Below are 13,726 nucleotides of genomic sequence, written 5' to 3'. Positions count from 1 at the left end.
ATGGAAACGACTGTAGGGAAGGCGAAGGCGGAGACGGTCACGCTGTTCGGCGTGGAGGTCTCTAAGATGGGGATGCGTCAGACGGTCGAATATTTAGCGGACGCGGTGGGGCGGCGCCGCGCGACGCACGTGGTTACGGCGAATCCGATCATGTTCATGACCGGATTCGAAAACGAAAGCTTTATGCGAATGCTGCGGGAGGCCGATCTGGTCGTTCCCGACGGCGCGGGGCTCGTCTGGGCCGCTCGCCGGTTAGGGAAGCCCGTCGCGGAACGCGTCGCGGGGTTCGACCTCGTGCAGGAGCTGTTCCGCGTAGGGACGCGCGAAGGTTGGAGCGTCTACCTGCTCGGCACGTCGCAGGAGTTGATCGAGGCGGCGCGGGATCGGATCGCGGAGAAGTATCCGGGCCTTCGGATCGTCGGGTGCCGGAACGGATTTTTCGGACCGGACGAAGACGACGAAGTCGTTCGGGATATCGCCGAGGCGAAGCCGGACCTGCTGCTGGTCGGAAGATCGACGTATACGCAAGATCCGTGGATCGCGCAATACCATCAACGGCTGAACGTGCCCATTATGATCGGCGTCGGAGGCAGCTTCGACGTCATGTCCGGCAAGCTGAAGCGCGCGCCGCGGTGGATGCAGAAGGCGGGCCTCGAATGGGCGCATCGCCTGATGCTCGAGCCTACCCGTTGGAGACGCATGCTGGTGTTGCCTAAATTCGCATTGAAAGTGATGGTTTTCGGCGAAAAGCAACGCGCGCGTTGAATCCGACGTGAAATCTTTCTGAAAATGGCCTGAAAACAGGCGAAAACGAGTAAAAACCGTCTTCATCCGCGCTAGCTTACGGAATACGGCAGGAGTATAATGGGCACTGTCAGCTTTCGAAGGGGTGGAATGTAAAGAAAGATGGAAATCGCATATATCGTAGGATTCGCCGTCGCGCTCGCGATGGCGTTGGGAATGACTCCGCTTGTGAAGAGGTTCGCTATCCGGGTAGGCGCCGTCGACGCGCCGAATCAACGCAAGGTACATACGCGGATCATGCCGCGTCTCGGCGGTCTCGCGATCTACTTGGCGTTCATGGCCGCGATCATGATCGCATTGCCGCTCGTCAGCGGCGAGAAGCCGCACGTCATCTGGGGACTGTTGCTCGGCGGGACGATCGTTACGATCGTCGGCGCGCTCGACGACCGATTCGATTTATCGCCGAAGGTGAAGCTGCTCGGCCAGATCGCCGCCGCTAGCGTCGTCGTCTCGTTCGGCGTCAAGGTCGACTTCGTCACGCTTCCGTTCGGCGACGGCACGCAGATGGGATGGCTTAGTATTCCGATTACGATCTTCTGGATCGTCGGAGTGACGAACGCCATTAACTTGATCGACGGCCTCGACGGTTTGGCCGCCGGCGTATCGGCGATCGCGACGGGTACGATCTTCGTCCTTGCGTTGATTATGGGCAATGTCACGGTAGCCGTCTTAAGCGCCGTATTGCTCGGCAGCATTCTCGGTTTCCTTTTCTTCAACTTTCATCCGGCGAAGATCTTTATGGGCGATTCCGGGGCATTGTTCCTCGGATTCAGCTTGGCGGCCTTGTCGGTGTTAGGGTTTAAGCAAGCGACGCTCGTATCGTTCGTCGTTCCGATCTTCATCTTGGGCGTGCCGCTGTCCGATACGTTCTTCGCGATCGTGCGCCGTACGTTGAACAAGACGCCGATCTCGGCCGCGGATAAGAACCACTTGCATCACTGCATTCTGGCGTTGGGCTTAAGCCATCGCAATTCGGTGCTCGTGATCTACGCCATCGCCGCGATGTTCGCGCTAAGCGCCATTCTGCTCTCCACGGTCGCGCAGTGGGTCGCGCTGATCGTGATCGCCGTGACGTTGCTCGTGCTGCAGGTCGGCGCGGAGCTGATCGGCATCGTGCAGAAGGGTCGGCGCCCGGTCATCAACTTCGTGCAACGACTGCTTTCGTTGAAATAGCAATTTCTTGCGTACCGACGCTCGCCATCCGGCGGGCGTTTTTATTTTCGGGAGTTGGGGGAAATAGGCTTATTTTACTAAGGCGTTTATATTAAGTTTGTGTCGGATTTTGCCGATATATTGGAATACATGAAACTTTTTGCACTGGGAAGAAGTCTAACTTAAGCAGAGGTTTCTTCCAAACATTTGAAGGAGGGGCTGTTAGATCGGGCTGGACCGCGACAGGCATGGAGAACCGCTCACAAGAGACGACAATGCATGAATAAGGAGGAATTAAGCTTGAAACGGTTTTTTCGACCTTGGCTTCAATTTACGCTCATATTTTCAATTCTAGCTGCACTGCTTCCCTTACCTATACATACGGCTTCCGCAGCATCCCGAATCTCGATCAATAGCTTGTACGTGACGGAATCGGCGAACGATATCGTCAACAACCGTCCGAAGGACGACAACAAGGTTCCGAGGGTCGTGACGAAGAACATCAATATTACCGCTACGGTCGAAGGGGTCAGCGACGCGCAAATCTCTTCCTTATATATTCAGCTTACGAATGTGGCGTCCGGGGTGACGCAGTCGGATACGGGAATTAAAGCGCAGAAAATTCCCAATACGTTCGACGTCGTGTTTTCGAACGTCCCCTTGACGGAAGGGCTGAACAAAGTCGTAGTGAAATTAGGCGGTACGAGCGTCGTCGAATCGGCGCCGGGCTGGGTGTATTACACCGCGACGACGAACATTACGGACCTGAAGGTAAACGCCAAGCCGTTCGTGGAGACGCAATTTTACCCGGAAAATCCGTTGCAATCGACGGCCGTTTCCATTACGGGTAAGGCGGCCAACGCGGCCGAGGTGCGTGCCAGCTTGAACAACGGTACGCCGATTACGGGGTTTATCGATCAAGCGACGGGCGAATTTTTCTTCTCGGGCGACGATGCCGGGAACTCGACTTCGGTCGCCAGCCTGAAGCTGACGCCGGGCGATAACCCGCTGACGCTGTTGTCCGTCAACAGCACCAAGACGTTCCAGGTCGACCGGAACTTAATCTACGACAACGGCAAGCCGTTCGCCTTCGATGCGAAGATTTCGCAGGACGTTCCGGAAACGCCGGCGGATAATCCTACAACGAAGGTGTACGGCAATCCGATGAAGCTGTTGACGAAGCCGACGGTGCAAAATCCGTTCGTGAAGATCGACTCGAAGCTTAAGGTCGATCTCGATACGAACGGCGTTCCGCAATACCGTTACGTGGAAGTGTCCGCGGGCGGGAGCAAGTTCGGCCCGTACGATTTGATTTCGAACGCGCTTCCGGCGGAGCGCGCTGTCGACGTGTACCCGAAGTCTATTATTACGGAGCATAGTCAGTATGATTTTACGCTGCATGGTGCGGCTTTGGATGGCGTACGGTTGTTCTATAAAAATAAGGACGGTACCGTTACGGGCGAGTTGTCTCAACTGGACGAAGAAAACAAGATCAGAATCTCGCCGGATAAGACGATGAAGATCTTTACGCTGCCTGCAAACACCTTCACGACGACAGGCTCGCCGTATACGTTGACGGCGTACAAAGCGGACGGCACGACCGTCTTGAACGTGTTCGACAATATTACGGTATTCGGGAAGACCGTCACGACGGCGGTGCCGCGGGTGAGCGATGGGTTTACGATCACGAACTTGAAGGCGAAGTATCCGAATAACACGATGATTACGGTTCCTCTGGCGAGCGCGGTGGCGGATACGACCAAGAACATGCGGATGGAAATCGTCCGCATGGCCGGCACGTTGTCTTCCGGCGTCGGTTTCTCGAATGGAAGCACGTCGTATCAGACATCGCCGGACCGAATCGAACTGAACATGCCGCAAGATCTTCCCGCGGGCGAATATAAAGCGCGTATTTATTACAACGACCAAGTGATTTCGGAGCGTTATTTCAAGATCGCGCCGGCCGATCCGGAGACGCCTGTCATTACGAAGGTGACGACGTCGTCCATCGTGCCATACAACAGCAAGACGTATCTGGTTGTGTCCGGCACGAACTTCGGCAATGCGCCGGATACGACGATCATCAATGCGAATTTGGGCGGCGAACCACTCTCTCTATATGATCATCGCGATTCCCAAGTGATCTTCCGTTTGGATGACCCTGACGATCTTGCTCTGGGGACTCATAAACTTACTTTCCAAGTTCGTCACACATCGCCGGCAATGGATATCTCGGCGACGGCTATGCCTTCGACGGCCAACGATGTGGCGGTGGCTGCGAGCGCTCCGGACTATCAGAACATGACGGTGACGGACGCGACGCCGCTGCAGCTGCAGCGGACGGCCGCCAATCGTCAGATTACGGTGACCGGTACGAATTTGCGCAATGACGGCAACAATAACCTGATCGCCCGCTTATACAACAGCTCGGAAGTGCTCTTGGATCAACCGTCAGTAACAGTGACGAACTCTTCCAATACGGAAGGGAGCTTTAACTTCCCGCCCGTTGCAACCGCGGGAGACTATTACGTTCAGTTCGTAAACGTTACGGCTGGACACGAGCGCGTCTTGGCACAGTATCCGTTCACCATCGTCGAACCGCTGCCTACGGCGATCTCGCCGAGTTCGGCTCCGTCGACCCCTTCCCAGAAGTTGAAAATATTAGGCACGAACTTCGGCAGAGTACCTGGCTTGCTTTCCGTCCGGTTCACGTCGGATGCCGACACGAACCTTCGGACGACGATGCCGGTTACCGCTCTCCACACCGGAGGGACGGCCGTGCTGGACTCGCCGTCGGGCTTGGCCCCGGGGTCTTACACGGTCAATCTGTTGTACAACGGCGAAGCGGTCGGGAACGCTATGAAGTACACGGTCACGTCCGCCTCTTCGGCGACGCTGCGGGAGAACGGAACCTGGTCGAAGGCGAACCGGTATATGGTGTACGACTTTTCGGCTGAAATTCAAATCCCCACCGATCAACAGCAGAACTTGGTGTTCCGCTTCTACAACTCGGAATCGGATCAGAATCAACCGAACTCGCTCTTCACGTATTATTATTGGAACGCAAGCCTTCCATACATCGATCATGCGGCGATCGACAACGCGGGAGCTTCGATCCGTCTGATGGAAGGCGTCGAAAACCAAGTGACGGAGCTTCCGGCGAAGTTCTACGTGTACACGAATACGAATGCAGACCGAGTGAACTATTACCTCGGCGAGTATCGTCCAAGCTCGGCGCCGACCGGAGGCAGCAACACGTACGTCATCGATCCGGTGACGGGACTTCGGAAGTTTACGATCACGATCCCGTCGCTCCCGAGCGGGTTCAACGAGATGACGTTTATTCCTAGCCGAGGCGGCATAGAAAACTTGTCGGCGAAGAAGACGTACCAATTGAACGTATCAAGCACGCCTTACGTGATCGTCAGCAATATTTATAACGGCATGGTGATTAAAAGCATCGGCGAGATCGCTTGTTCCACGGGTACGGGGAATGTGACGCAATGTTTGCAGGGGCGTCTCGTGAACGTCTCCGATCCGAACCTGGATCCGGCGAAGACGCGCGTGGAAGTATTGATTAACGACGTGTCGTTCAATCTGTCCCGGAATACCGATTTCAAGGATTCTACGAATCCGGATAAGTTCACGTTCTGGTTCGGGCCGGGCAGCGATCACCCGACGTCGGGAGATTTGAAGGAAGGCAAGAACGTCATTAAGTTTTTGATCTACGAAAATGGTTCGACCGTTCCGATTACGCAGGCGACGTTCGAAATTTTCAAATTCAGCACGAACGCTCCGGAATTTATCGCGATTAAGCCGGTAGAGAGCGGGGATGTTCCGAAGTTTTTCCAAAGCGAAAACCAAGCGAACCCGGATGCTTACGCGACTAGCGAAACCTCCGTCGTACTGGAAGGCCAATTCGCTAACGCAACAGAAATCAAGTTGACGGTAACGAAGAAAGACCCTGTAACGAATCAGTTGATTACGTTATACGACCGCAGATACGGCGGCAGCTTCAATCAAGCGGAGCCGACGACGGGCAACCCGAACTATTTCTCGCGGATCAACACGCCGCAGGCGGGCCAGTTCCTTACGGTTCCGATCGCGCTGAGCCCGATCGGGGATACGACTTTCGAATTTTCGATCACGAACTCGTCGAACATCGTCGTCGTTCGAACGATCACGATTACGAGAGAGCCGCTGCCGTATGTGGTCATTAGTCCGAAGCTGTCCAAAAATTCGGCAGGTCAGGATCAAGCGAACATTAACGGAAACTTCATTGAGATCGAGTTGGAGGCTGAAAATGCAGACGCAGTCTTCGTAGGAAAGAATCAGGCAACGCCAAGACAAGTTGTGGATCCGGTCACCCGATTGGCTGAAACGCACTATTTCTACGAAGTAAGAGATTTAAAGAACGGCAAAAACGAAATCGAGTTCACCGTCGTAAGAGGGGACGAGGAAGAAGAGGGCAGTATTATCGTCTTCAACGTCAACACGCCGATCGAAGGGGCGCAGTACAAGACGTTGCTCAAGAACAAGATTTCGGCTTTCGAGAAGCAGCTGGAGTTGTCGTTCCCAAGAGGTACGGTGTTGCGCCGCAACGATCCGTCGGGGATCAATCAATTCATCTCGAACGAGCGCCAAATCTTGTTCGGGATCGCAGGCTCGGACGGACGCGTAGATAAGTATAAGTTCCCGTTCGCAAACGACGGGCAAATCGGAAATCCGAACCCGATCGTCAACGACGCAAGGCTCATGCTGATGGAGCCGACGGGCCGATTCGATGCGATCAGTCCGCTGTATTGGATCGACGCCGGCACGATCGCGGCGAACGAGACGGACATGCGCAAAGCGCTGACGGGAAGCGGCGAACTGCCATATGCAGGAACTCAATTCTACAATCGCAACCTGAAGGATCTTGTCATCCCGTCGCAACCGGGACAATTAACGTTGAAGTACGACCCGATCATCCGGAACGAAGGCTGGAAGTACGTCACCGTATATCACTACGATATTTATGAAGATCATCGAGGCGTCGTCGCTCCGAGATGGCGCAATGTCGGCGGGGTCGTCGACCCGGGCAAGAACACGATCACGGTGCCGCTCGAGCGGTTCGGCTATTATCAGGTCATGTACATGGATCAGAGCTATGACGACGTTATTGCGCATGCATGGGCGCGGGACGACTTGGACATCTTATATTCCAAAGGGGTCATGATCAACAAAGGGACGACAAGCTTCATGCCGAACGATGCGATCACTCGCGGCGAGTTCGCCACGATGCTGGTCAAGATTTTCGATATTCCGTTGACCTATACGGAAAACCCGACGTTTACCGACGTGCTTCGCATCAATCCGTTGGCTAATGGCCTGTACGATTATAAGTACATTGAGACGGCTGCGAAGGCAGGCATCGTGCGCGGCGCAGGCGGCGGACGATTCCAACCGGACGGCGCGATCACGAGACAAGACGCTTCGGTCATGATCGCCCGGGCCGCGAACTTGAAGCTGGAGTCGGACAGCGAGAAATCGCTCAAGTCGCTTCAGAAGGAGTTTACCGACGCAAACGGCATCGATGTGTACGCCAGGGCTGCCGTCGAAGCGGTTTTTGACGAAGAGTTTATTCTCGGCAAAGAGAACGTGATGCTCCAAGGTCAAAAGAAACCGACGTATCGCTTCGATCCGACGGCGACGTTCACCCGCGCGGAGGCCGCCGCGGTGGCGATCCGAGTCATGAAATCGAATAAGAAAATTCCAAAGTAATCACGCGAAAAGCCGCCCGGTCCCGGGCGGCTTTTCTTTGGATTCGCCAGGTGCAGTTGCAACGCAAGATGGAAAGCATTAGTGATAGACGATAATGATAGATCAAGATATACTAAGTTTCGTAGCCGGCAAGCAACACGCGGTTGCAACGCAGAGAAGAAAGAAAAAAGTTTTCGAATGATCGCAACTTTTTTCGAAACCCTGCGTTTAATATGATGAACCCGAGGCGAGAGGCCACTGGACATTGGAGAAAGCGACAAGCGAAATTGGAGTTTGGAACAATTTCTCAAAATCCTCTTTACGCTTATTGCCTACCAATGTATAATTGTAAAGTGGTTTTAGTGTCTAGCAAGTTGGTTGGTTTACTAGTTTCTGCAGCTTGTACAAACAAGTAATAAGCTGTAGACTTCCTAAATAGGAAATCAACGCTCAACCTTGGAAAGGGGGTGAATCGGCGATGAGGGATAAGAGCTACACAATTAAGAGAAATTCTCACACACCGAACGATATTCGAGGAGGAGAAAAAAAGGTTATGAAAAAAGGTTTATCTTTGCTTCTCGCAGCATCCGTAGCATTCTCTGCATTCTCCGCTACAGCATTCGCTGCTGAACCGCAAACAGCACAAGAGAAATACGACGCACTTGTTGAAGCAGGCATCTTCGAAGGCTTCCCGGACGGCGAAGCTCACCTCGACGAGAACATGACTCGTGCGCAAGCAGCGAAGATCGTTGCTATGGTACTCGGTCTTGAAGAAGACGCAGCAGCAGCATCGATCTACACCGACCTGAAGGACGCTGAGTGGGCAGCTGGTTTCATCGGCGCAGCTACGGAAGCAGGCGTACTCGAAGGCCGCGGCAACGGCGTATTCGATCCGTCCGCAAACGTAACGGTCCAAGAGCTTGCTAAGATCATGGTTGAAGCTCTCGACATCGAAGTCGACGCAGAAGCTACGGTTGAAGGCGCAGACGAATGGGCAGCAGCTTACGTTGCAGCAGCAGTAGCAGCTGGCTTGATCCCTGAGCAAGACGACTACACTGCACCGGCTTCCCGTACGATCTTGGTAGAAGCTAGCTACTCCGCATACGCACAAACGAACGTACCGGACGTAGCAAGCGTTAAAGAAGCTAAAGCAACTGGCGTATACAAAGTTCAAGTAACTTTGGATAAAGAAGTTGACACGGCGAAAGCAACGTTGACGTTGAAGAAGGGTGCATCGACAGTTACTACTAAGACAGTTTGGGGCGAAGATAAGAAGTCCGCAACGTTGGAACTCAGCACGCGCATTACGGCTGGCGAGTACTCGGTAACGTTGGGCGGTCTTGATTCCTCCGCAGTAGGAACTACGGTTGCTTCCTTCACGGCTGAAGACGAGAAGGTAACGAAGATCGACTTCGTGAACTCGAACGATACGCTTCCGTACAGCGACCATGCAGCAATCGAACTCGTTGCAGAGAACCAATACGAAGAAGCGGTTTCGCTTGCTCCATCGAACTTCACTGCACTTGTTTCCGGCACGGCGGTAACGATGACGAAGAACGACGACGGCACGTTCACGCTTCCGGTTGATACGAAGCGCGACGGCGTATCGCAAGGCAACGGCTTGATTCCGGTAACGGTTTATTACAATGCAAGCACGGTAACGGTTTCGAAGAACTTCAAAGTCGGCACAGTTCCATTGCTGTCGAAGGTTGAAGCTGGAGAAGTGAAATACTCCAACACAACTACGAAGAAGTTGAGCGTTGCTAACGACGTCGCTACGATTCCGTTGACTTTGTATGATCAGTACGGCAACAAGCTAGTTAAAGCGCAACTTGACGGAGCAACTCCGGAAGTGGTAACGAACATTAACCCGGTTGTAACACCGTTCGACCAGAAGTTTGAATTCAACAAGAATGCTGACGACAAAGTATTGTTGTTCGACGACAACGGCAATGCGAAGTTGGAACTGAAGGTCACTGCGAAGATGGATAAGAACGGAGAGTACACTGTCAACATCTACGGTGGCGCATCTTCGGCGACAGCAACGGTTTCGGTCGGCGCAGCGAAAGTTGCAACGAAGTTTGAGTTCGACGTCTCCGGTGTTACGTTGGCAGCGAACGACGACAAAGTCATTGTTCCGATCATTGCATATGATGCTAACGGCGAGCAATTGACTGCACAGGAAATCGCAGATAGCGCAGCGGATAACCGCTTCAGCCTGACGGCGCCAAGCAACGCTACTGTGAAGGTCCTTCAAACGGGCACGGACAAGGGTAAGCTGGAAGTTAAATTCACGGGTACTGGACCGGTTTACAATCAAGTAAACACTAAAGTATTCCTTTCCGGTCAAATCAACAATGCACAAACGAACACGTTCGTTCAAACGAATATCACAGTGTCCGACTTCAGAACGCCGGAAAGCTTCAAAGTCGACAATGATCTTACTCCTAAGGCAATCTTGGGCGCAGGTGACGACTTCGTTCTGAAACTGCAAGATGCGCATGGTCAGGAAGTTAAGAACATTCCGGCAACGATCGAAGGTGCGAACGGTCAAACGTCGTCCTACCGCGTATTTGTAGAAGTAACGGCGAGCGGCGATCTTACAGTTGCAAATGTTACTCCGAAAGGCACTGGCATTACTGCTGATGCTGGCGCAACTGCAACCAAGAAGACCTTCACGTTCACGAATGGCCAATTCGAAGAGTTCAACAAAGGCTTCGCTGTGACATCGAGCGTAGGCGACGAAGGTAAAGTGACGATCAAGGCGACGGTTCAGAAGAAGGGTAGCACGGGCGACTTCTCGAACTACTCCTCGTCGGTATCCCGCACGTTCGAAGCTATCAAGAGCGACGCTGACCTGACGTACTCGCTTAAGACGATCGGCGATCTCTACGCTGCTATCGACAAGCTTGATGCACCGATCGAAGGCTCGGTAGGCGCTAGCCAATTCGATAAGAAAATCGAAGTAGTCGCTAAGGATTCGGCAGGTAACGAAGTGAAGTTGCCGGAAAACTTCGTGAAGGACATTTCCTCTTCGAACCCGTCGGTCGTAGTGGCTGGTCCTGACGTTGGCACACCTCCTAAACAAGATGGATATGTCCTTGGTAACAAAGCAGGTACGGCTACGGTAACTGCTATCGTCTACACGAACAAGGGCAACACCGTTAACCTTACTCAAGAAGTGACGGTTAAAGCTGATCAGATCGTAGTCGAGAAGTTGGAAGCCGACAAGAAGAGCAAGGCGTTCGATGCAGCGATCGTTAACGCAATTGGTTACTTCGAGAAGATCAAGGTGACGGATCAATACGGAATCGCATACGAGAGCAATAACAAGTCCGGTAGCGACGCTAAATCGGAAATCTCGACGTATGATTCTGTCCTTGGTCTCCGTTACACAGTCAAAGTTGTCAATGGTACAGGGGCTGTGACAGTTGATCCTAAGTCCGGCGCAATCGATGTAGGTGCTATCCCGACAACTGTTAAAGAATTCGAAATCACTGCAACTGCACCGAACGGCAAGTCGGTAACGGTTCTCGTAAGCCGTCCGTAATCATCTTTAATGTAGTCTGCTAAGAGAGGACCCTTCGGGGTCCTCTTTTATTGTTATCCTTAAGGTATAAATTATACCAACCCGAAAAATATCAATTCTAGAAACTTTTCGTTCTCGATTTGCGTTTAATGTAGCAGGAGGGATTACATGATGAACGCATATCGGAAGAAGGCAGTTGCCCTTGCAACTGTGATGGCATTAGCGGTCAGTTTTGGACAAGTACATGCGGCCGGAAGCACGCCAACCGCAGCCGCTCAAACGACGCCATACACGGCACCGTCTTTAGGTAAGGTCAATATTTCCAACACTGCGAACTTTGAAGTATTCAACGTTCAGGAACTGGAACAGACTACGAATAAGATCGTCTCGTTTACGTTGCGCTTAACGAACAAGAGCACGCAGGGCTCGGTTAATTTTAACGATTATTGGGTCCGGTTGAAATCCAAGGGTGGGACTAACTTTACTGTGAGCTTAGTCTCCGAGAACAAGGATCAACAAAATGTAGCAGCTGGGACGCATCAAGATTATCGATTCTACGCAATCGTAAATAAAACAACGAAATTATCGGATCTTCAGTTTAATCTGATCGCCTGGGATTTCTCCCAGTCAAACTTCGAGCGTTTGCTCGGAACGATTAACATACCGGCTACATACACGAAAAGCGTGCCGGTGAATCGCTCTTATACCGTGGTTTCGGACAAAGGCAGCTTTAATACTTCTGTGAAACGAGTAGCGACAGGGAAGAACGATAAAAATTTCTTGCCGAACATTACGATCGTCATGGAGAATGCAGGCGCCCAAGCGATCACGGGGATGAATCTGCAGTTCCAGCTTCGTAGTAAGTCGGGGTTGTTCTATCCGTTAAAAAGCACGGTAACAGAGACAACCGTCTTCAATCCTTTGGAAAAGAAAGAACTTACCCTTACAGGCGCAGTACCGGTCGAAGCCGGCGGGGAAGGATGGCAGTTGGTATTAACCCAAACCGTAACGAACGATAAGGGAGCAGTCACGTTCCCACTCGCTTCATACGACCTCCCAGCAACGACGGCAGAGGATGTCTCGATCGGTTCGGAGCAGACCTTTTCTACGGAAAATGGAACTTATACGGCCGTTCTGACGAACTTAACCCGGGTTCCATGGGAAGACCAGGATTTGCTCGTATCCAATGTCTCGATAAAAAATAAAGGGACTACTCCATTACCTGTTCCCAACCTGGCAGGAAGCTACAAATTGGATGAAGTCGTCGACTCCGACGCAGAACTCGTGCAATTCGATAAAGTACTCACGATTGCACCGGGCTCCGAAATGAACGTACAATTCGTGAGCAAGGTCCCTTATACGTATTCTTTCCAGAAGATCGCCTTAGCATTGGAGGAAAAGGCTGGCGAAGGCACCGAAGCGACAACGACGGAACTTCTCCGCTTCCAGCATAGCTCGGAATTGATGTCGATTCCGTCGGTCGCGGTCGGTAAGCAGCACACGGTAGAAGCGATCGGGAAGCGCGCAGCCGTTACGGTCCGGACCACGGACACGTTCGGGAGCTCTTCGGCAAAGCTTGTCAACGCGGTCGTGGACGTTACGAACCTAGAGAAGCGATATACTCCAACAGGGACCTTCGTCGGGCAATTCCAGACGGCGGACGGGGCCGTATATCCGGCAACGATTGTCAAGCCGGATACGAAAATCGCTCCGAACGGAAAAGCGTTAGTTTCGTTCCAAGCGAGCATTCCGAATCAAGTTGACCTGAAGGGGCTTAAACTGTTACTAGGTGAGGCGGTCGAAACGACAACCCAACCGACGAATGGGGAAGCGGGAACGGTTACGAGCGCATACGTCAATCCTGTGCTGCTCGATCTACCCAAAGAAATCACGGAGCCTAAGAAGGATACTAAAGAGATCAACGTGTATCCTTATAAAATCTCTTTCGAGAAATTCGGTACGCAAATTAACTTTGTGGAAAACAAAGTCCAACTCGAATTCGACTATACGCTGGAACGTGACTTCACGGTCGAAGCGAACACGACGGATCGGAAGGTCATTGTAGAAATTCAAGATCCCAAGACGAAGTTCAGCTTAACTTACGAACTGAAATTGGATGATGGCAAGGTCAAGTCGGATAATGGCGAGGCGCCGACAACCGACATGCTGATGCTTGGAACGCATAGCATGGAATTGACGAAGGTAGACGAAAACTTCATGTACCAACTCGACAACCTGCAAAACTATACCCTGAACATCTACGATCAGGTGAAACCAGGGTATAAGAAGTTGATTGCTACGAAGTCGATTCGGTGGTTTACGATTTCGGATTAACAATGATATAGAAGCCTGTAGTTAGGGGAGAGGATCCCCTGGTCAAGCCCCATTTTAATGGACATCGAAGAAAGCCCTAGGCTGCAAGCTGACGTCGGTACTCTACTGGCGTCAGCTTGCTTAGCTTTCTTTGTGGTCTGTGATGGTTGTAAAAATGGATATATT

General features: G+C 52.3%; 6 protein-coding genes. 5 read left to right on the top strand and 1 reads right to left on the bottom strand.

What is annotated here, in order from left to right:
- From RIN49_RS26610 to RIN49_RS26590, 5 genes are all read left to right on the top strand, one after another.
- The gene (locus RIN49_RS26610) at positions 1-765 is read left to right on the top strand and encodes a WecB/TagA/CpsF family glycosyltransferase (protein WP_309123149.1); all 765 of its coding nucleotides are present in this window, start codon (positions 1-3) and stop codon (positions 763-765) included.
- Positions 766-906: 141 nt separating this feature from the next.
- Complete coding sequence (locus RIN49_RS26605) at positions 907-1,977, top strand: glycosyltransferase family 4 protein (RefSeq protein WP_309123148.1); 1,071 nt, start codon at positions 907-909, stop codon at positions 1,975-1,977.
- 279 nt (positions 1,978-2,256) lie between these two features.
- A complete protein-coding gene (locus RIN49_RS26600) occupies positions 2,257-7,719 on the top strand; it encodes an S-layer homology domain-containing protein (protein WP_309123147.1) in 5,463 nt (1,820 codons plus the stop codon).
- Between the two features lie 532 nt (positions 7,720-8,251).
- A complete protein-coding gene (locus tag RIN49_RS26595) occupies positions 8,252-11,248 on the top strand; it encodes an S-layer homology domain-containing protein (protein ID WP_309123146.1) in 2,997 nt (998 codons plus the stop codon).
- Positions 11,249-11,395: 147 nt separating this feature from the next.
- Complete coding sequence (locus tag RIN49_RS26590) at positions 11,396-13,561, top strand: hypothetical protein (RefSeq protein WP_309123145.1); 2,166 nt, start codon at positions 11,396-11,398, stop codon at positions 13,559-13,561.
- A gap of 76 nt (positions 13,562-13,637) precedes the next feature.
- On the opposite strand, the gene RIN49_RS26585 is transcribed toward RIN49_RS26590, so the two are convergent.
- Complete coding sequence (locus tag RIN49_RS26585) at positions 13,638-13,721, bottom strand: IS3 family transposase (RefSeq protein ID WP_309122735.1); 84 nt, start codon at positions 13,719-13,721, stop codon at positions 13,638-13,640.
- Positions 13,722-13,726 lie beyond the last annotated feature (5 nt).

This window comes from Paenibacillus sp. (assembly GCF_031177825.1).
GTDB lineage: Bacteria > Bacillota > Bacilli > Paenibacillales > YIM-B00363 > Paenibacillus_AE.
Note: the sequence above shows the minus strand (reverse complement) of the source record. Positions and strands in the feature narration are given on the sequence as shown.